We start from the raw sequence: 19837 nt of genomic DNA, 5'->3' as shown, positions 1-19837 counted from the left end.
TGCGTTATCAACGCACCCTACAAGTATTTACTTAAAAACCAATCCTGATTTGCACAGAATTACGGCGTGGATAGTAATATCGTCCGTGTCTATAGCGGCGGTAATATCTCTTACCATATCTGTATGGATCGTAAAAGCGATCGTACCCATACCAATCGGGACGATAAAGTCGATAGCGCGGGCGGCGATGCCAATCGCGTCTGTAGCGTCGATGATAGTCGCGGTCGCGCCATCCAGAGGGAACGACAATAATTCCAGCGCGATCGCCGATCGTTACGCCAAAATCTACGTCAGTTTCGGCTTTAGCGGGTGCTGCGGTGCAGATTGTCAGTAATGCAGTCAGTGCGAGAATTTTAGCTTTCATTGCCACTCACCTCGAAACCCAGCGAGGATGAGAACGCGATTTAATTTATACCCTCAGTTTATCAGTTATCAGCGATCGGTTGTCAGTTACTTACGACTTACGACTTACGACTTACGACTTACCCCTACTCACTGCCTCCCGACCAAATATACAATATATAAAATCTATCTGAGGGAAGATATAAGGTATGTCCCTTACTGCTGAGTTAGATGCTGCTGAGGAAAGTACTGTAGTTAAAGTTAGGAGTGCGATCGCCCATGCAGTAGCGGGACGGTTGCGAATGCGCTTGCTTCAACCAATTGAAGACATAGCTTATGCTCAATTGGAGCAACAAATTCAATCGTTGGCATTTATTGAAAGCGTCAGAGTCAATACTACAGTAGGGTGTTTGACTATTACTTATGAGGTAAATCAATTTCCTGGTGCTGCTATCCCGCCCTTGGAATTGCTAGTAGCGATCGCGCAGGTAAGCAATTTACAAATAGATTTAGGTACAAATACATCAGATAGCATGAATTCCGATCGTCAGCCTGAAACGGCTCAAATACAACTGAGAACGTTTGGTGCAGCCTTGGTTGGAGGAGCAGTAGGAGATATGTTTGGCGGCGCTGTTGGAGCGACAGCGGGAGCGATCGTCATGGGACCCGCAGGCGCTATTTTAGGCGGTCAGATTGGTGTTTTTGTGGGTAGCATTATTGGCGCTCAATTTGGGGCTGAAACCGTTCATCATGTTGACCAGTTTGTTTCGTTAGCTAATACTCAAGGAACTAAACTAACAGCAGAGCAAATTGCCCAAACTCTGCAACAGAGAGCCAGTGAAAAGATTGGTGAAACTACTGGACAAATTGTTGGCGCAGTTGCAGGGAAGGTAGTTTTAGGACCAACGGGGGCAGTTTTTGGCTCGATTGTCGGTGGAGCTATTGGCGCTCAGCTAGGAGAAGACACGGCGACTGCAACCAATCCCCAGCGATCGCCAAACCTGCTAGTCTTGTAAATTCAGCAGTAAGATCGGGAAGTCGATCGACTTTTTGACTGTGCTAGGCATTCTGATAGTTCTCCTATCTTCCTTTGTCTTATCGTTCCATAACATCACCGTTCGAGTTCTATTTGCAGAGCATCTCGTTCTCGGTTTATTTATTTTGGGTGGATACGTCGCACCCGATTTGCCTCATTCGTTCTTGCTGATGTTTATGCGAATGCTGTTAGTGGTTCCACTTATGGCATTTCTCGCACCTAAGCTGTATCCATCCGCTTTGAAGGAATTACTAAACTTATTCAACCGCGATCGCCGCGATGTTTTAGTGCAGGCATTGGGCTGTGGTGTATTGATGTTTGTCTATGTTGCTTCGCTCTACGTTGCCATTGGTTTGATTCCAACAGGAATCGCCATGACGCTATTTTTCACCTATCCCATATTCACGGCACTACTAGCTTGGCAGTTTTTTGGCGATCGCCCGACGTTGTTTCGCTGGGTCGTCATGGGCATCATTTTAGTAGGTAGTGCCTTTACCATTCCTCAATCTACACCTACTCAGAATAATTATGCAATTGCGATCGGCATTCTTGCCAGCGTCGGCTCTGGAGTCGTTTATGCTCTTTATACAGTCATTGCCCAAAAATGTTTTGAAAGACTTCATCCAATTCCCTTCACTTGGATTAGTTTTGCCACCACACTGCTACTTTCTGGCGTGAGCCTGCTATTCTGGCGACTTCCCTATGATAATCTTGCCTGGACACCTCTATGGATTGGTGGAATATTTTCAGGATTGGTGAGTTTTCTCGGACACATTTTGAATAATATCGGTATTCGCGCAATTGGTGCAACTGCTGCCTCTATAATTGGTTCTAGCAGTCCAGCATTGACAGCATTAGTTGCCTGGATCGTAATTCATGAAACTTTGAATGTAATCCAGATTTTAGGTATTGGTATTGTCACGTTGGGTATTGCTTTGTTGAGTGGAGAACGAGCTTTAATTAAGCGATCTCATGACTCTAACTGAAGCTCAAACATTATCAAAATTGCTAACAACTGGAAACCCTTCCGAATCTGATGTTCGATTATCCGATCGCAGAGAAAAGAGCGTTTGCATTCCCGCTACCTCAGATGCTTTTAGTTCCGCCGTCACATCCGAAATAAAGAGAATTTGCTGTGGTGATACGCCAATCGCTTGAGCAATTTTACGATAACTTGCTGCCTCCTTTTTTGAGCCAGTTTCAGTATCGAAATAACCGCTCAAAAACTGAGTTAAATTGCCTGCCTCAGAATATTGAAATAACAATTGTTGTGCTTGAACGCTACCTGACGAAAAGATATATAATCGCTTACCCTCACGAGTCCAACGTTCAAACGCAGGTTTAACATCGGGAAAAAGTTGCGATCGCAGCGTTCCATTTCGATATCCACTTTCCCAAATTTTCCCCTGTAACGATTTGAGTCCGGTAGATTTGCGATCGGTTTCAATTAAATAATGAATATAAGGCACGGCGGCGGTTGTTGAGTCATCCAGCCATTCAGGTACGGCTAATCCTTGAGCAACATCAGTTGCATATTCTTGCCGCAATCGTTCTAGATCTGCTTGTACTCTACTTTCCTGACGATGAATTTGCAGAAATGATTCTACCTGCTTTTGAGCAAAAGGAAACAACACGCCGAAAACATAATCAATCGGAGTCGTAGTTCCCTCAATGTCAAGTAAGATAACATCTACACGAGCAGAATAGCGATCGGGCATAGTTACGTTGGGTCATTAATATGCATCAACCCGATCCAGTATACATATATGGAATGGAGAAAGCGCACTTAATGTTTTGGCTGTTGAGAGTAATACGTCTCACGCTACAACCACCTGGTAAAGTAACAACTATGGATATGCAACATCAAGCCAGTTTTCCACCTTTCATCGCAGGTAATCCCGAACAGTTACGAAAAAGAGGATTATCTGAATGTAGTACTGATGAAGAAATAGCGTTGGCAATGGGAATTAGCGTGGAAAAACTGCATTTTTTGGCTGACAGGTATCCCACATCTTCTACTTCACATTATTGCCGCTTTCAAATTCGTAAGAAAACAGGTGCATCGAGAACAATTTCTGCTCCAACACCCGCTCTAAAAGCCATTCAAAAATGGATTTTAAAACATATTTTAGAAAACATAGAAATTCATGATGCCGCTCATGGTTTTTGTCGCGATCGCTCTATTGTTACCAATGCTAGACTTCATGTGGGTAAAGATGTTATAGTAAAATTAGATCTACAAAACTTTTTTCAGTTAATTGCATATAAACGGGTCAAAGAATTATTTTACAGTTTTGGTTATTCTGAAACTGCCGCAACAATTTTTGGGTTAATCTGTACGATCGCGAATATAGATGTTAACGCTAAAATGAATTGTCAGGATATAGAAAAACGTCACTTACCTCAAGGTGCGCCAACAAGTCCTGCTATTTCAAATCTGGTTTGCGATCGCCTCGATACGCATTTAACTAAACTTGCTCATAATCTGGGATTTTGCTATACACGTTATGCCGACGATTTAACTTTTTCTGGTTTTGAGAAGAAAGCGCATAAAATAAATAATTTAATTTATGAAAGTAAGTTAGTTGTTACTCAGAAGGCTTTACAATTAATCCTCATAAAATTCAAATTTTAGGTAGAACCGTGCAACAAGAGGTAACAGGGATTATTGTCAACCAACAATTCAATTTATCTCGAAAAACATTGAAAGCTTTCCGAGCTACCCTGTATCAAATTGAACGAGAAGGTTCATCAGGCAAAAAATGGGGGAATTCAACTAATTTAATTGCTGCAATTACTGGATTTGCCAACTATGTAGCAATGGTTAACCCCAACAAAGGTGCAGAATTTCTAGCATCAATAGAACGCATAAAGCAGAAATGCGATCGCTCCTAAGTTATGAATAAAATATACGACTTGGGTAATTTCTCGCTTGCTATTTGCATCTGTTGTGTTAAATTTATACCGAGGGAGTCGTAAAGTTACAAAGCTGTAGTACGGGTTCTGCATACCCGACTGGTGCGCTGATTTATAGTACAAGCGTATGCCGCAAAGTACTTGAAGCTATTTCACCGTTTGATTAGCTCAGTTGGTAAGAGCGCCTGCTGTATGCGGGATGTCGCAGGTTCAAATCCTGTATCAAACCCCCGAAAGTTAGCTCATTTGGTTAGAGCAATCGGTGTATCGCCGATTGGTAGCAGGTTCGATTCCTGTACTTTCTCCAAAATCCCCTCGTCCTGGGTACGGACACCTTGTTAGGGACAAGGCAATTTAACGGATACAGGTTAGGTAAAGCCTAATGCTGGACGTGTTTATTTGATGAGTTCGTTACTCTGTCACGCAGGTGTTTTATTGCAGTTCAGGAGCCAGCGCAAATGCAATTCTCTCTAACTTGAGTATGTCCCTTCGTTTTCCTAATCCGTTTCTCTACGGAGACTCTGGAACTGGTAAATTGAACGGCGTATTTGAGCGTTGTTGACTTTGGTTGAATTGCCTTCGGGTAGTTTTGGCAAGGTTACAGCACTCTTCATCCAGTTTTAGAGAATCTTTTGCCCGCACCGAGACTGTTAAACCCTGTATTGGCAGAGTAAAAAATATTTTTGTATTATATGTAGTATAATGAAATTATTCTGCTAAGGGTTGTAAGCTCCTGGTTAGTATCTAAAGCTGCCAAAAAGACGAATGTTCTTATCTAATCTTCATCGGCGGGTACAGGTGCCCAAATTATCGATTCAAATTTCTATGTGGAAAACCTTTTACATCAAACCTAACGAAATCGGAATTTTATATCACCGCAGCGATTTTAAAAAGATTTTACAGCCAGGGACTTACACTTATTTTGGTCGCCACTGGCAAGTTAAAACTTATGACTTGAATCAACCAGAAGCCAAAATAGAAAACTTAGAATTGTTACTCAGAACTCACGAAGCCGAGTTACAAAAGCATCTATTAATTATCAAAACAGCATTTAACCAGGCTGTTTTAGTACGCTGCGGTCAAAATTGGATAAGCGTCGCGCCAAACCAACTACGTGCTTTTTGGCGTGGATTTATTGAGGTAGAATCTCATATTTTCAATTTAGAAGAAAGTTTAGAACTACCTGCCGAATTTGTCCAGCAAATACGCAGCATCGCCTTAAACGGATTGAAGAAATTTCAAATTTCAGAATACGAGATTGGCTTGCTATACGTTCAAAATAACTTTGTTCGACCTTTGGAACAGGGAGAATATGCTTTTTGGACTGTAAATCGGGATGTTGCAGTCAGAACTCTCAGCCGTATCTTGCCCAACCCAGACTTTCCACTAGAAGATGTATTGATTGAAAAGCATCCTGAGTTTGTCTCAGCTTATTGTGAAATTGTACAATTACAAGATCGACAAGTAGCAATTGTGCGGTATTTGGGTAAAGTTGTTGCTATTTTGCCACCCACAAGCCGTAAGTTGTTTTGGCAAGGTGTAGAAGTGGAAATTATTGATATTAGTAATGATGCCAAATTATCACCTAATTCAGTAGCAGAATTACTGGCAGGTTCTAAAGACGTTTTATTACTGAGCCATAACAGTTTGCACGTTCGGGAAGTCCCCGCGCAGCACGTTGGTTTATTGTATGTAAATCAAGAATTTCCAGCTTTACTACAGCCAGGAATACATGCTTGGTGGTTATATGGACGCTCGTTTCAAACTGAAGTGATTGACATGCGTTTGCAAAATATCGAGGTGTCTGGTCAAGATATTCTGTCGAAAGATAAAGTTCCTCTACGCTTAAATTTAACTGCTGGTTTTCGCATTCAAGATCCACTGAGAGCAAAAAACGGCTTGTCAGATATTTCTATTTTCTTGTACAAAGAATTACAGTTTGCTTTACGTGCAGCAGTTGGCGAACAAACTTTGGATGCACTATTAGAAAATAAAGGTGCGATCGATCGCAGCGTTGCTGAATACATTCGCAGCAAAACCGTAGACTATGGAATTGAAGTCGATTCTGTTGGAGTGAAAGATATAATTTTACCTGGCGAGATTAAGACAATTTTGAGCAAGGTAGTAGAAGCAGAAAAAGCTGCTCAAGCAAATGTAGTTAGGCGTAGAGAAGAAACCGCAGCTACTCGCAGCATGTTAAATACCGCAAAAGTGATGGAAGATAACCCCGTCGCTTTGCGTTTGAAAGAATTGGAGGTGTTAGAACGGATCGCTGAAAAGATCGATCGCATTCAAGTTAATGGTAGTTTAGATAGTATTTTGACCGAATTAATTCAGATTAATCGGCAATAACCATATTATTGTGGGTATTGTAGGGGCGGGTTTATCAAAGATCTCGATAAACATACGAGTAACTACATAAACTCGCCCTTAGAAGATTTAGGTTAATCGCTCAAACATAATATTAATAATAAAATTTAGCAATTTTTTTGGCGATCGCACCCCATTTAGAATTTTGCGTTACAGCCGCCCAATAAGCAAACCCGCGAATTGCCATGTTGTAGTCAACTGCTTTTACCTTGCCAGTGCGTCCAGTTTCTTGCCCCGCAGTGCGAGTATTGCCCTTAGTGCTAATTTCTCCTGAAGCTAAAACTCTGGTTTGCTGCCATGCCAAGGCTTTCTCAATCGCTGTTTTTACTTTTGGCGTGAGGGGATCGTCTGGAAAGTATGAAATGTCAACTATCTTGACGAATGCGCGACAATTATTTTGGTTGCTTTTGGTCAGTAGAAGAAGAGCGTTGTAGAGCCGCTTGTTGACGAAAACTGGGTGCAAGGATTTCGAGAATGACAGCATGATGTACCAAGCGATCTACAGCAGCAACGGTCATAGTAGAGTCGGTAAAAATTTCATCCCAAGCACTGAAAGGGTGATTGGCAGTAATCATCAAGCTTTTGAGTTCGTAGCGGTGAGCAATTAACTCAAACAACACTGATGTTTCCACTTCCGACTTTTTGACATAGCTAATGTCATCAAGAATCAGCAGATCGTACTTATCGAGCTTGAGTAAAGCTGATTGCAGTTGTAAGTTGGCTTTCGCCGCTTGTAGCAGTTGCACGGCTGTGGTGGCACCCAGAAACTTGACTCGTGCACCCAGTTCTACCAAACTGCGACCGACAGCAGCAGCTAAGTGAGTTTTCCCGACTCCAGAAGGACCGAACAGCAGCAGATTCTCACCCCGCTTCAACCAAGTTCTGTCCTGAGCCAGTTGCATGATGCTAGGCTGATTTAAGCTGGGGCAATGGCTGAAGTCAAAGTTGGAAAAAGCTTTTCCTGGTGGCAGGTGGGCATCTTTGAGGGCGCGTTGCACTCGCGCTTGATAACGTTGTGTTGCCTCGGATTCGCACAGTGCTAGCAAGAATTGAGCGTGTGACCAGCCCCCAGCCAGAGCCTGACGCTCCAACTCTTGCCAATGGTTGTTCATGTGGGGCAGTTTGAGTGTTTTGAGTAGGAAGCCCAGAGTCTCGATGGCTGTTATTTGGCTGTTGTTGGGGGACATGATGCAAGAGAGAGTCGTAAGGGGAAAGGTCGTGTTGCTGTACCGAAAGCGTTGGATGTGCCACACTCTCACCCAGATGAAACTGCTGTTGCAGTCCCACCAAGCTAAGGGTGCCAGAGCGTAAGTGGTCAGCCAAATACAGTGCGACTGCGTGTTCCTTATCTTGTTTAGCAGCAATGTACAGTGCCTCGGTCATCAATCGTGCCGTCGTGTAGGAATCGAACTGGGTTAACATCTCCTGCCATAATTGGCGGTAGTTGTCGTCAGGCAATAATTCTTGCTGCCAGGTACAGTGTAGAAAAGCACGGGGTTTCAGTCGCAGGCTGTCAATGACGTGACGATAATTGACGCAACGGGAGCGCCGCAACCGACTGCGGCTAGGTACATGAAGGCGTGGCAGTTCTACCACCTGCTGCGTGCCGACAAAACCGACTATCCGGTCATGATGTAGGTGAAGGGTTAATCGTAAGCCAATCAATTGTGACGGCACAGTGTAAGTGATGCAGCGCACGGTCATCGTGCTACGGGTGGTAACTCTGACGCTGAGGATTTCGTAGTCGGGATAACGATAGTTGGGTAATGGATGCAGGTAGGGTTGCTCAAGCTGAAATTTGGCTTGAATGCGCGTATTCAACTTCTCAACTATCCCAGAGATAAACGCTTGATAGGCAGCAACACTATCAAAATCACACGAGCCGCGCAGCAATAGGGCTTGATGCAGCCGTCGTTTGAAATAGCCGTGGGGTGACTCAATCGAACCATTTTCATGGGCTAGTCCGCGATTATTTCGTGAGGGACGCAAATTATAGTGCTGGCATAGCCGTTGATACATTTGCGTCAAATCTTCATCGGTGCGTTTACCCAGGTTACGGTAGGCGGCACTAAGACTATCGCTGCGATGTTCTTGTGGACAACCCCCGCTTGCTGCCAAGGCATTCTGCAAACCTTCAGCCAGAGCAACAAAACTCTCGCCACCTTGAATGACTTGCACGTACTGCCATCCACTATAGGCAAGTCGATAATGATACAGTAGATGCTCGAAGGGTTGACCGCCAATCGTGACTTGCACCTGCTTGAGCTTGGTGAAGTCCGACAAGCCCATTACGCCTGGTTGATGCTCTAACTCAAACATCACTGACTGCGCTGGTCCACTGGTCGCTTTCCATTGCTGGACTCGTCGTTGCAGCGTCCGCACGATAGACTGCCCATACTTGCCTGGATACTTCTGCTGCAGGTACTCGAACAACGTTATCGCTTGCAATTGCGGTTGTTTTTGTAATAGCGGAACTAGTTCGCTGTCCCATACCTCAGCCAATGGGTCTTTGCGGGTACGCCAGTCATGGGGTCGTCCGCGTTGCGGTTGATGAGCTCCCGCATCAATGCGTCTACCTGTACGCTTCGAAAATCCTCCCTTTGCTGCTGCTGTTTCCTGCGTGCAGCCAGATTCTCTCGCTTTCATGTATATTTGAACCTGTTTGAAATTAATTCGTTTTCCCGACACTAGGCAGTCCATTAATTGGCGTTAATTGACATTGCCTAGTGGGACTTTAAAACTTTCTAAGCCCAAATATAGCCGAACTTAGCTCTGTGAGAGGCAAATACATCAACATGCTCATTAAGCCAGCGGACCAAACGAAACTCGACTGCGGTGCGGAATGCCTCCAATGCTTCGGCAAAGGTTTGTAAGGGTTTGGTTGCCCAACGTCTGCGGAATCCGCCGGTCAACTGATGCCAAAGGATGAAGGTGTAAGCGATGAACACTAAAACCCAATGACGCTTCATACTCAGAGCATCCCGAACTTGATACTCACTCAAACCCAACCAGCCCTTGGCTTCTCGATAGAAGACCTCCACCCAGTTGCGAGCAGAATATGTTTGAGCTACCCAAGCCGCACTGACTTGGTTGTCAGAGGCATTGGTGAGAAAGTAATCCACCTCCGTCGCTTGCTCGAAACTAGAGGCATTGAGTTGAATCGCCAGCCAGCGAGTGCCTTCGAGCTTCGGAACGTGAACTGGTAACAGCGCCACCCAAACTGTCCGGGGCTGCTCCAGATTGAGTTGCACAGGTGTGAACTGCTCCACTGCCAAGGTTTGAGCAATAGCTTCTAATCCCTGCTTACGAGCAGACTCATCACCTGATGTTTGAGCAGTAACTTGGCGGTTTTTGGCGATTGCTGCCACGTAAGTTAGGTTTCTCGACTCCAACTGCTTGAGAAAAGGCGTGTTATTACCGTAGCCTGCATCAATTACAGTCACACCCGGTCGATAACCGCGCTTCAAGCATTGGTCAACCAAGTCTAGAGCCAGGTCAGGTTTTTTCTGGAAGTTGGGGTCTGCCTTGCCTTGCTCGAATAAACTTGCGTGTTGATAGAGTGCAACATCTAACGGCAGACGTCGCACTCCATCATACAAGTAGGTAGTCAGCAGCACAATACCATTGTCAGTCTTGCCAATCTCCCCAATGTACTGCCGTCCTACCCCATCAGTAGCCGCACCACTTTTGCGATGTCCCGAATCATCTACAATCAATGTGAAACCTTGACTCGGGGTCGTCTGGCGACACTGGTGCATCACCTCCAACCGCCGATTATTTAGCTTGACTTCATCCCAAGGGGCATTGTTGAGAAAATGTCTGAGGCTGTTGTAGGAGCCATCTACTGTATTTGTGACCAGTTGGCTCAGGTTTTTGCGCTGACTCTCACCCAGCAGTCCCCCTAGATAAACACGAAATTCCTGCCGCTGCTTCTGACGCGAAAATACATCATCAAACCGACGACACCAGTTCTCAAAGCACTGCGGCATCGCTGCTGGTACTTGATCTTTCACCTTACGTTGCTCCTGTCGAGACTGACGTAAAACGCAACTCCTACCCGCATTCTAGCTCAATTTGCTCCATCTTTCTTACAAAGTCCCATTAGATGACCGAGAAAGGCGACGGTAAAGATAATTGCTAATGAGATTGGATGACTCGTAGCTAAAATCTGTACGCTTTTTGTTTCCCTGAGTTGGAGGAGTTGAAATCGGGCGTTTAGCAATGTCAAACTGAGATATTCGATCGCTTGAATCTGCAAAAATTAATGGAGTAGCGATCGCTTTTTCCCCGATTGCTGCTGAGAATAGTAATAGTATTGCTATTAGTAAACTGCGTACTTTCACTTCCTACTCCCTATTTATTCCCTTGTCTAACTTGCTGAAACCCTGTAGAATCCAACAGTAAAACAACTGCTCCAGGTAAACTTAACATCCAACCTAAGACTGTAATGGTGAGAGACAATAATAGAGCTTGTTCTACTGAAAGACCAATGCGACTAAATAAATAAGCCCATAATCCTTCTTTCAATCCAATTCCACCTAGAGATATGGGTAGTAAAGTCACTACTACGATAATTGGAATAAAAACTAAAAGTTCCAAATAAGAAATTGGAATTTTTAGCTGATGGGCAACTAAGTAATGATAATAAACTATAGCTAACTGTAGTAAAAGTGACAGCCCCATTGATAACAACAAAGCTTGGCGATGTTGGGCAAAGGTGCGTAAGAGAATTTGAATTTTTGCAAACCAAGCTGCTACTGCACTCAGACGAAATTTAATCAGCCAAGGTTCTGCCCAAATTAATAACTTTGGACTTGCTATCAGTAAAACTGCTCCGACTAACGAACCAACACAAGCTGCAAACAAGAGAAGAATATCCCAGCGTCCAATTAATTTAAAAGCAGGAACTAAACCGATAACTGCTAACCCAGAAAGCGCAGCAAGTCCGGTAAATCTTTCTAGGAAAACTGATACAAGTGCTACTTCTGAATCTTTAGTCGATTGCGCGACTCGATAAACTCGATAGACATCTCCGCCTAGTGCGCCTGGGAGGAAAATATTTAAAAACATTCCAGCAAAATAACTACTGAGCAAACTACTCATTGGTGCAGAATGTCCGCTAGACCACAAAACAACTTGCCAACGCCAACAACTCAGCAATTGACAACCCGTGTAAAATAGCAAGGCAAAGATAATAAAAGATGGAGATAGGTACTGAAATTGTACCCACACTTGATAAAAATCCATCCGAGTTAATACTAAAGCTAGTACTCCTACGCTAACTATGATTTTGATTAAAAATATTGGTTTTATCTTCACTGAGCTACCTCAAGAAATGACGAGTTGCACTAATAATTCATGGATAGAGGTTATAAGGTGTAGGGTGGCATTGCCCACCCTACGTGTATTTCAAATTTAATAAGCTCCTAAATCTCCTCCTTGATAAGGTACGTGTGGAAATACTCCATCTTCTGGTTTCCACAACCGTACCCGCGCTCCAAAAGTTTCCATAACTGGTTGACCTAAAGTTTCTATGTAGTCGCGAAATACAGGTTCAAATCTGCCTTCTGTGTGGTTATCTACATGCAACCATACGCGCTTAGAATTCTCTAAAACATGGCTCATTTGATCTAAATTACTGATTAATTTGCCACCACCCCAGCGATCGATCACTCGACCATTATTCCAATAAAAAACATCGAAGCGTATATTACCAGGAATAAAGTAATCTAGCCCACCTAAACCTGTTGAAGCAGCAGCCGGAGAAGTCGAAATGACAACATCACCTGGTTGTCTATGACTGCTAATATATGCAAATGCTTCATTGTTACGCCTAGTGAGTGCATCGTGATAGCTAGCTAACACTCGATTTGGTTCTACGTTCAGGATTAAAAGCAAGACAATGCTGGCGATCGCAACTCCTCTCATCGGTAACAAGTTCCTCGTAAATGTCTGAAACTTGCTAGCTACACTTTCGGCAATACAAGCAGCACTATAAACAGCTAGTAAAATAAAGATCGGATAAATTTGGTAGGTGTATCTTGTAGCTATTTGGTAGATTAAAATGGTCAGTAGTATCAGGTTGATCGATACGCTGCTAAATAAGAAAAATGTCTTTTCATCTCGGTGTTTGAGGAAGTAGATCCAACCTAACAAAAAGAAGAACTATAAATAATATGCATTCGACTAGAACCAACAAAGAAATTATTTGCTAGTCCTGAAATACTAAAAAAATGCACTTTGAGATAAGCATCTGTACTGTCGGAAAGAGCTACCCAAGGAGTCAAACATCGAATCGAAAAGAAAACAAGATCGTAAGCAATAATCCCCATCGATACGATACTACTGACAACAATTTGCCAATCGTCCGCCCAGCGAAAAGGTCGATAGAAAAATAGAAATCCTACCAAAAAGCAAGGCAATAAAGTTACAGTTACCTCTTGATTTAAGATCGTTAGAGTAAGCGCAATAAAGAATCCATATTGATAAGCCCTACCACTGCGATCAACAAATCCTTTGAGGAATAACCAGAAACTTAAGATGCTCAGGCATTGAACGACTTGATAAAACCGAATAAAGCGAGAAAAGTAGACTTGCGATGGATCGAAAGCTAAAATTGCCGTGACGATCAGAGCCAGCCAAGCTTTTCCGGTAATTGTGCGCGTGAGGATAAAAACTAAAACTAAGGTGGCTGTACCCCAAAGTACCGACAAAAAGCGAGCGTTCACAACTGAGTCCCCTAGCAGCCGCAACCATAGTGCCAGCATGTAGTGATAGGCTGGAGAGCGGGTGTACCAAATACCAGATGTCGCTTGGGGCGCACCTGTGCGGAGAATTCCCCTAGTTGCATCTAAAGACGTATTTTCATCCGCATCGAGATCTACGAAGCCAAGGTTATAGGTTCTAACCACAAAACCGATCGCGACGATCGCACCCAGTATCAACCATTGATTCCATACAGGAGAATAGGTTTGGTAAGCTGTCGTCAATCGATGTATGAGGTTGTGTCGCGTGTGGCTGGGAAGTAAGATAAACAGGGCGATCGCCCCAAACCCAAACAAAATTAAGCACATACTTGCTGGAGATGCCCCAACGCTACCGACTAAACTCAAGCTGACAAAGGCAGTTAACCCCATAGGCAACCACAGCCCCAAGCAAGCTAGTTTTCTTTCCCGCCAACTCCACAGGAGCGTCAGCAACACGACAACTACAAACCCTAGCAAGATAAGCGAATTACTCTGTTGTTGAAAAAACAGCAGTCCTCGTTCTGCTTCTGCATAGCGGTGTTTGAGTAAACCAATCCCAATTAAGAAGAGCGTTCCAGGTAATAACAGCTCTGCCCCAGCACCTAAGCTATTCCACCAGCTATGGCGATCGCCCAGCCAAAATCTACCGAGACTCCAAGCACTCACTACAGCACAACCTACACCTGCTAATTGCCACAGCCAAAAGTGCCAGAGATAATCGGGATAATTGAGCAGATATGCATCACCCTCAAACGTGCGGTCTAACTTTTGTACGTTTGGTAAACCCAAATCCTGTGCTGCTTGTGCTTCACCCTTACCATTGAACCAGCCAGATCCAGGTTGCTCCAGAGTCTTCCAAGTGTTATTTGTAGAAATGGGTGCGATCGCTGCGTGAGACTTAGTTTCTGCCCAGCCATCCAAGAAAAATCCCAGTGGATTAAAGGGAGCTGCCGTGCCAACTTGATGTATGGGTCGAGTCAAATGGACTGCCAGAGTATTGCTACCAGGTCGAAGAAAATTTGTCACCTCATACATATGTAATTCGTTATTATGCTCGGCATCGTAGCGGTTGACCAATAAACCGTTAATTAGCAAAGCATACTTGCCATCTCCTGCAAACCGAATGAAAGCACGGGAAAACTGATGTTGCGGGATCTGCCAATCACTTCTGAGCCACACTTCACCTTGGGAACTTTCAATTCCAGTAATCCAGTTTCCCTCTAGGAAGCGATCGAACAGTCTTGGACTGAGGCGATTATAAGTTCCTTCTCGCACCGAACCAATTGCCTTGGCTGAAGACCAACTTTCATCAGGAAAATCGCGATCGAACCAAAGCAAACCATTGTGGGCTTCGTTGAGATTTGAGACTACCCAAGGTGTTGTGCCTGTCGCCAGATCGATCGCGGGTGATGCAGATAAGGGATAGACAGCGCCCTCAACTACCACACGCGGATTTTGCCGACTTTTTTGCACCTCGATCGCGATCGTATTTCTCCCAGATTGGAGGTGACGAGTCAAGTCAATATAGGTACTTAATTTCCAATCTTTAGCATTGGCAAGCTGAATCCAGTCGTAACCCCGCGAACGGTAAGCAACGCTATCATTTGCCCTTTGAAAATCTTCGGTAAAGCGACTTCCTAAGCCCAGAGAATGATAGAGAATATTTCTGTCTCTAGCGATCGCCCGTCCGTTAACATAAAGAATGAAATCGTTGTCGGCACTCAACCGCAACCAGGCTGCTGCGGGAACGTCATTCAGGAAAAAAGACCGACGGGCATAAAAACGGTAAGTTGGCGCTTGGGGCGCAATCCACTGCGTTTGAACAGACCAAGCAACGCGATCGGCAGCAGCAGGACTTTTATCCCAAACAGAAAAGCCCGATATGCCCAACAAAAAGCCCAGGATTAAGACTAATCCGATCGATAGCCAACGGTTTAAACGCTTCATTCTTGAGCCTCGCCAGATTCCTTCCAAGCTTTGTTGTCAATCGATTGGCGATACTGCTCCCAGGCTTTTTCGATATCGCCATCATGGTAGCTCGCCCAAGAGTTGTGCAGATAAGCTTGTCCCAGTAAAGCCAAATTGCTTTGCTGGGGATACTCTTGCGTTTCGATAATTTCTCGTGCTGCTGATGCCGAGCGATCGAATTCACCATTAGCAGCTCTAGCCAGCATTAAGTCGTAAAGTGCTTCGATATGAGCCGGAAAAATCTGCAATGCCCGTTCAAAACGCTCTATTGCTAATCCCGTCTGGTGGTTTGTAGGGCTGTTCGCCCCATTAAAATAAGCCACTCCTTGGTTTAAGAGAGATGTGGTGAGATATTCCCTCACCAAAAAGTTTTGGGGTTGCTTTGCTAATGTATTTTGGAAATACTCTTCAGCGCGGATGAAATCTTTGCGTCGATAGCTTTCTAATCCCTTGACAAATTCGATCGCACCTGGCTCCGAGCGGTTAGCATAAAATCCGGCTTCTGCCATCCGCCGTAGAAATTCCGTGTCACCTTGCAGAGGAGGATAACAAGTTTTTAAAATCTTGCTAATGGTGACAACTGGAAGATATTGACCCTGAGCATATAGCGTATCTAGATGGCGATCGATGAAATTAGGTAAGAGCATTGACAGGACGAGTAAGGCGATCGCGACTCCCACCCAAGGTAGAAACTTAGCCAAATCTGTAATCAAAGCGTTGAAACTTCGTTCTGCCAACCCTAAATAACATGCCATTAAACCAATAACTAAACCAGCAACGGCATAACTCCAACCGCGACCAATATAAGCAAAAAAATTGTTACTATAACCAAATCCCTCGACCCAAATTTTATCCCAGGATGACATTTGAAAAAAGCGACTATCTTTAATAGAAAAAGAAGCGATTGATTTAATTGGATCGGGTTGACTTAAAGTTATATTCTGTTTCCATTAAGACTGGATTTTCGGAAAATTTCTTTGGACGTGATGAGTAGCTTCTACCCCTTGCTTGTAGTAAGCCGCACTCAAAAAAGCCACAGTAGGCGACCAGGTAGTAATAAAGTAAGGAAAAAGCAGCACGACAACTAATCCGCTCCAAAACAGCATTCGAGCAGTACGACTGTGACTAAACCAGAATGCGATCGCTCCAGCTAACAGAGCAAATAATAAGGCGATCGCTCTACCTGTATTGGCAATACTGAGATGGGTGTCAAATGCCTTTAAAGCTTCGGGAGGTAAACTATACCAAGGAGATTTTACTCCTAAAAACAAAGCAAAAGATGCAACCAAAAAAGTTAGTCTTGTGCGCTCAAACCAGTTATACCAAACCTCTTTTTTTACTTGAATTTGACTAACTATTCCCGTTTCAGCAACAGGCAATCTACTAGTAAATCTGAGTAGAGTGGTATTCAGATAATGGAGCAGATTATTCATAACAAATAATTAATTTTTTGCCCTTAGTATTGAGTTATGGGGTAATGAATAATGGGTAGTTGATAGTTGGCGATGAGAGGCGATTTCTCCCTCAGCCCCCTCAGCTCTCCCTTGTCTCCCTTGTCTCCCTTGTCCTGTCTCTTCAGTTTTGACTTTTGACTTCTGACTTCTGACTTCTAAGCGATCGCCTGGATTTATCCCTCTAGGAGAAAGTACGACCTGTTCCCCTGGCGTTAACCCTGCAAGGATCTCTCGTTGATTGTCGAAAATTCTGCCCATCTGAACTGGTTTGACAACTGCTTGACCTGCCTCGGCAACCATTACCATGCCTTCGCCACCAGATAAATGAATCACTGCACTTTCTGGAATTGCTAAATTAGCTTTGTCCTTGTTGAATTGAACGTATCCCTGCAAGCCAGCTGCCATTTGCAGATCGTCAACGGCAATCCAAACTGAGTAAGTATAGCGGCGATCGATCCCACCTTTAGGACGTTTGCCCGCGCTGGTTAAAATAGTTGGGTTGAGTCGAATCACCTTCCCTTGGAAGGTGCGACCAGGATAAGACATTAAACGTACCGTCGCCAGATCTCCAACTTTAATCGCGTTGATTTGCGCTTGGTCGATATAAGCCCTAATTGCAAAATCTTTAGATATACTGACCAGCGGACGGCTGGCACGTACCCCTGCTAATTCGCCGCGATCAATATTGACCCAACTAACAAGACCATCCATCGGTGCGTACAGCACTGTATTGTGTAAATTTTTCAGAGCATTTTGTAGGGCTATTTTGTCGTTTTGCAGTTTTAGACGAGCATTACCCAACTCGTTATCGATCTCTTGTTGCGTATGTGCTAGTTCTTGCTGGGCAGTAAGCAAGTTTTGTTGCAAAGTTGTATAAAAGTCTTGGCTGCCGTATAACTGAATTTGGGCGTTAATTGTTTGCCGTTTGGTTGAATCTAGGTCTTTCTTTCGTGCTAAATAACTATCTTGAATGTCGTAAAGCTGGAATTTAGAAATAGCTCCTGCTTGTACTAATGAATTCATTTGTTGCAGTTTCTTTTGGGCAATTGCCAGCCGATGTTCGCCATCAGCAACTTGGTTTTTGAGTTCTTTCTCAACCAAGGAATTCATATCTTGCACTTTAGTTGATGCGATCGCTAATCGATGTTTGGCAAGTTCAACATCGGTTTTTAACTTTGCTAGTTTTACGGGCGCTGACTTTTGTAAGTTAAGCAGAGCCATTTCAGAAATAGCGGCATTGTTACGGGCAGCATCAACAGCATTTTTGTATGTGTCTTGCTGAAACTGAACTAATGGTTGTCCTTTTCGGACTGACTGCCCTTCCTCAACGTAAACCTGTTCTACTGGTCCTGATACCTGCGGGCGGAGGTCTATTTTATGCAGCGCCACCGACTCCCCAGGCGCAGCTACATTATCCTCTAGAGTTTTTGGCGCTACGGCTACAGTTTTCACCGCGATCGGTTTACCAGTTAACCGTTGCAATGCAGGATAACCAATTCCAGAAGCGTAGATTTTCGACTCTGGATTTTTGGTCGCTGGCACGAGTACGGCGATCGCTAGAACCGCCATAATCCCCAATGGTGCTGCTACTAGAGTTGTCAACACAGCACGAGAAAATAATGGATGAGAACGAATCATAATTTTACTGTTTGAGAGAGCGTCGGCGCAGTATTAGCCAAGGCGGAGCTAAATACCTCTTGCCATAGAGGAACGATCCGCGACCAGCCAAACCGGACTTGAACATCTTGTAAGCCTTGCCGTCCTAACTGTTGAGCTAGATTGGGTTCAGCCAATACTTTCAGGATTGCTGCTGCCAATGCGTAGGGGTCTTTTTGGGGTACTAATAGACCAGTGACTCCAGAACGGATGACATCGCCAATGCCACCCACTGCACTTGCAATTACAGGCTTTTCGTGGGCTAAGGCTTCTATCATTACGATTCCTAAGCCTTCGGTATCGCCTTTGCTGTCTACAATGGCAGGCAGAACAAAGATATCGCACCAAGCATATGCATCTGCCAATTCTTCTTTGCTGACAAATCCGAGGAAGTCTACTACGTTATCTAAACCCATATCTTGACACTGAGATTTGATCTCTGTTTCTAGGATTCCCTTACCAACCACCTTTAAGCACACAGGCTGTTGTTTTAAAATTAGTGTCAAAGCTTCCAACAGATATCGCAATTCCTTGCGTTCGTCCAGTCTGCCAACAAAAAGTAATTGAGGAATCGCCCCTGCTGCACGTTGTTTGGGCGGTTTTGCTTCAATCGTCAAACCATAGGGAATTACGGTGACTGCGCCAGAATAGATTTTGCGTACCAATCCCAGCGTGAAAGAAGAATTGGCAGTGACGCTTTTGGCATGAGGCGTAAGCCAGCGCAGAATAGATGAGACAAAGCGGAATTTATTTGCGAGTAGAAGTTCGGCTCCGTGAAAACTGAACACCATCGGAATGCCCAAAATCTTACTAGCAGGAAATGCCATCAATCCGTGTGGAAAAGCCCAGTGAACGTGAAGTAGGGCGGGTTTTTCTTTGCAACACACTAGAAATAACTGAATCGTACCTAGAAGAATGTAAAGAGCCGCAGCGAGTAAATAAAGCGGCTGCTTTTGCAACTTAGTCGGCGCTCCATCGCGGACGAGATTTTCAAACCGTTTGATACAGTAACGAAAGCGATGAACTTTTATGCCATCTAGCATGTGGCTTTTACTGCCTTCATAGGCTGGGGCAAAGACTGAGAATGTAGTTTCCGCAGATTGACAGCGTAAGACTGCTTCTCGCACAAAGGCTCCGTGATTGCCTTCTGCGTTTTGAGGATAGACCGAACTGATAACGAGAATGTGTTTGTTCATGAGGAGTCGGGAGTTGGGAGTCGGGAGTCGGGAATCGGTAGGGGCGGGTGAACCCAGAATTTCTGTAGAAAACGAAGTGTTTTGGTAAACCCGCCCGTATAGGGGAATTGTAGAGACGTTACATGTAACGTCTCTACATAAATGCATGTAACG

At 44.3% G+C, this 19837-nt stretch carries 18 protein-coding genes, 2 tRNA genes and 1 pseudogene; 7 read left to right on the top strand and 14 right to left on the bottom strand.

Annotated features, from left to right (window positions below):
• Positions 1-31: 31 nt before the first annotated feature.
• Positions 32-364 carry a hypothetical protein gene (locus N4J56_RS02525; RefSeq protein WP_317104998.1) on the bottom strand — a complete coding sequence of 111 codons (333 nt, stop codon included), beginning with the start codon at positions 362-364 and terminating at the stop codon, positions 32-34.
• A gap of 187 nt (positions 365-551) precedes the next feature.
• On the opposite strand from N4J56_RS02525, the gene N4J56_RS02520 reads away from it, so the two are divergent.
• Together N4J56_RS02520 and N4J56_RS02515 are read left to right on the top strand one after the other, a co-directional pair.
• The gene (locus tag N4J56_RS02520) at positions 552-1358 is read left to right on the top strand and encodes an HMA2 domain-containing protein (RefSeq protein WP_317104997.1); all 807 of its coding nucleotides are present in this window, start codon (positions 552-554) and stop codon (positions 1356-1358) included.
• A gap of 40 nt (positions 1359-1398) precedes the next feature.
• A complete protein-coding gene (locus tag N4J56_RS02515) occupies positions 1399-2364 on the top strand; it encodes a DMT family transporter (protein WP_317104996.1) in 966 nt (321 codons plus the stop codon).
• Between the two features lie 3 nt (positions 2365-2367).
• Here N4J56_RS02515 and mtnC read toward each other — a convergent pair whose 3' ends face one another.
• A complete protein-coding gene (mtnC, locus tag N4J56_RS02510; protein ID WP_317104995.1) occupies positions 2368-3096 on the bottom strand; it encodes an acireductone synthase in 729 nt (242 codons plus the stop codon).
• 20 nt (positions 3097-3116) lie between these two features.
• Between mtnC and N4J56_RS02505 the strand changes: the two genes are divergently transcribed.
• The 5 genes from N4J56_RS02505 to N4J56_RS02485 all read left to right on the top strand — a co-directional run bounded on the left by N4J56_RS02505 (position 3117) and on the right by N4J56_RS02485 (position 6646).
• Positions 3117-4013 carry a reverse transcriptase family protein gene (locus tag N4J56_RS02505; RefSeq protein ID WP_317104994.1) on the top strand — a complete coding sequence of 299 codons (897 nt, stop codon included), beginning with the start codon at positions 3117-3119 and terminating at the stop codon, positions 4011-4013.
• Between the two features lie 8 nt (positions 4014-4021).
• Positions 4022-4273, top strand: a complete 252-nt coding sequence (locus N4J56_RS02500; RefSeq protein ID WP_317104993.1) for a hypothetical protein — start codon at positions 4022-4024, stop codon at positions 4271-4273.
• Positions 4274-4451: 178 nt separating this feature from the next.
• Positions 4452-4523: transfer RNA gene (locus N4J56_RS02495), tRNA-Tyr, on the top strand.
• A gap of 2 nt (positions 4524-4525) precedes the next feature.
• A tRNA-Ile gene (locus tag N4J56_RS02490) sits at positions 4526-4599 on the top strand.
• Positions 4600-5119: 520 nt separating this feature from the next.
• Complete coding sequence (locus N4J56_RS02485; RefSeq protein ID WP_317104992.1) at positions 5120-6646, top strand: slipin family protein; 1527 nt, start codon at positions 5120-5122, stop codon at positions 6644-6646.
• 112 nt (positions 6647-6758) lie between these two features.
• Here N4J56_RS02485 and N4J56_RS02480 read toward each other — a convergent pair whose 3' ends face one another.
• The 12 genes and pseudogenes from N4J56_RS02480 to N4J56_RS02425 form a co-directional block, all read right to left on the bottom strand.
• Positions 6759-6968, bottom strand: a complete 210-nt coding sequence (locus N4J56_RS02480) for a hypothetical protein (protein ID WP_317104991.1) — start codon at positions 6966-6968, stop codon at positions 6759-6761.
• A gap of 88 nt (positions 6969-7056) precedes the next feature.
• Complete coding sequence (gene istB / locus N4J56_RS02475; protein ID WP_317104990.1) at positions 7057-7851, bottom strand: IS21-like element helper ATPase IstB; 795 nt, start codon at positions 7849-7851, stop codon at positions 7057-7059.
• 586 nt (positions 7852-8437) lie between these two features.
• A pseudogene (istA, locus tag N4J56_RS02470) lies at positions 8438-9310 on the bottom strand (IS21 family transposase); the annotation flags it as partial.
• 98 nt (positions 9311-9408) lie between these two features.
• Positions 9409-10677: an IS701 family transposase gene (locus N4J56_RS02465; protein WP_317104593.1), complete on the bottom strand. Its 1269-nt coding sequence runs from the start codon at positions 10675-10677 to the stop codon at positions 9409-9411.
• A gap of 75 nt (positions 10678-10752) precedes the next feature.
• Positions 10753-11007: a hypothetical protein gene (locus N4J56_RS02460; protein ID WP_317104989.1), complete on the bottom strand. Its 255-nt coding sequence runs from the start codon at positions 11005-11007 to the stop codon at positions 10753-10755.
• 10 nt (positions 11008-11017) lie between these two features.
• On the bottom strand, positions 11018-11983 hold the full coding sequence (locus N4J56_RS02455; RefSeq protein WP_317104988.1) for a lysylphosphatidylglycerol synthase transmembrane domain-containing protein: 966 nt from the start codon (positions 11981-11983) through the stop codon (positions 11018-11020).
• A gap of 96 nt (positions 11984-12079) precedes the next feature.
• Positions 12080-12820, bottom strand: coding sequence for a hypothetical protein (locus N4J56_RS02450; protein ID WP_317104987.1), 741 nt, complete (start codon positions 12818-12820; stop codon positions 12080-12082).
• On the bottom strand, positions 12814-15357 hold the full coding sequence (locus tag N4J56_RS02445; protein WP_317104986.1) for a glycosyltransferase family 39 protein: 2544 nt from the start codon (positions 15355-15357) through the stop codon (positions 12814-12816). The genes N4J56_RS02450 and N4J56_RS02445 overlap by 7 nt, the downstream gene beginning before the upstream one ends.
• A complete protein-coding gene (locus tag N4J56_RS02440) occupies positions 15354-16244 on the bottom strand; it encodes a hypothetical protein (protein ID WP_317104985.1) in 891 nt (296 codons plus the stop codon). The genes N4J56_RS02445 and N4J56_RS02440 overlap by 4 nt, the downstream gene beginning before the upstream one ends.
• A gap of 84 nt (positions 16245-16328) precedes the next feature.
• Complete coding sequence (locus N4J56_RS02435) at positions 16329-16811, bottom strand: hypothetical protein (protein WP_317104984.1); 483 nt, start codon at positions 16809-16811, stop codon at positions 16329-16331.
• 9 nt (positions 16812-16820) lie between these two features.
• On the bottom strand, positions 16821-18470 hold the full coding sequence (locus N4J56_RS02430) for an efflux RND transporter periplasmic adaptor subunit (RefSeq protein WP_317104983.1): 1650 nt from the start codon (positions 18468-18470) through the stop codon (positions 16821-16823).
• A complete protein-coding gene (locus N4J56_RS02425; RefSeq protein ID WP_317104982.1) occupies positions 18467-19831 on the bottom strand; it encodes a glycosyltransferase family 4 protein in 1365 nt (454 codons plus the stop codon). Before N4J56_RS02425 ends, N4J56_RS02430 begins: the two co-directional genes overlap by 4 nt.
• Between the last annotated feature and the right edge of the window lie 6 nt (positions 19832-19837).

The organism is Chroococcidiopsis sp. SAG 2025, from assembly GCF_032860985.1.
Classification (GTDB): Bacteria; Cyanobacteriota; Cyanobacteriia; order Cyanobacteriales; family Chroococcidiopsidaceae; genus Chroococcidiopsis.
Note: the sequence above shows the minus strand (reverse complement) of the source record. Positions and strands in the feature narration are given on the sequence as shown.

Coding starts and splice junctions, on each gene's coding strand:
- N4J56_RS02525 (WP_317104998.1), bottom strand. CDS start 364: ATGAAAGCTAAAATTCTCGCACTGACTGCATTACTGACAATCTGCACC.
- N4J56_RS02520 (WP_317104997.1), top strand. CDS start 552: ATGTCCCTTACTGCTGAGTTAGATGCTGCTGAGGAAAGTACTGTAGTT.
- mtnC (WP_317104995.1), bottom strand. CDS start 3,096: ATGCCCGATCGCTATTCTGCTCGTGTAGATGTTATCTTACTTGACATT.
- N4J56_RS02505 (WP_317104994.1), top strand. CDS start 3,117: ATGCATCAACCCGATCCAGTATACATATATGGAATGGAGAAAGCGCAC.
- N4J56_RS02485 (WP_317104992.1), top strand. CDS start 5,120: ATGTGGAAAACCTTTTACATCAAACCTAACGAAATCGGAATTTTATAT.
- istB (WP_317104990.1), bottom strand. CDS start 7,851: ATGTCCCCCAACAACAGCCAAATAACAGCCATCGAGACTCTGGGCTTC.
- N4J56_RS02445 (WP_317104986.1), bottom strand. CDS start 15,357: ATGAAGCGTTTAAACCGTTGGCTATCGATCGGATTAGTCTTAATCCTG.
- N4J56_RS02440 (WP_317104985.1), bottom strand. CDS start 16,244: ATGTCATCCTGGGATAAAATTTGGGTCGAGGGATTTGGTTATAGTAAC.
- N4J56_RS02435 (WP_317104984.1), bottom strand. CDS start 16,811: ATGAATAATCTGCTCCATTATCTGAATACCACTCTACTCAGATTTACT.
- N4J56_RS02430 (WP_317104983.1), bottom strand. CDS start 18,470: ATGATTCGTTCTCATCCATTATTTTCTCGTGCTGTGTTGACAACTCTA.
- N4J56_RS02425 (WP_317104982.1), bottom strand. CDS start 19,831: ATGCATTTATGTAGAGACGTTACATGTAACGTCTCTACAATTCCCCTA.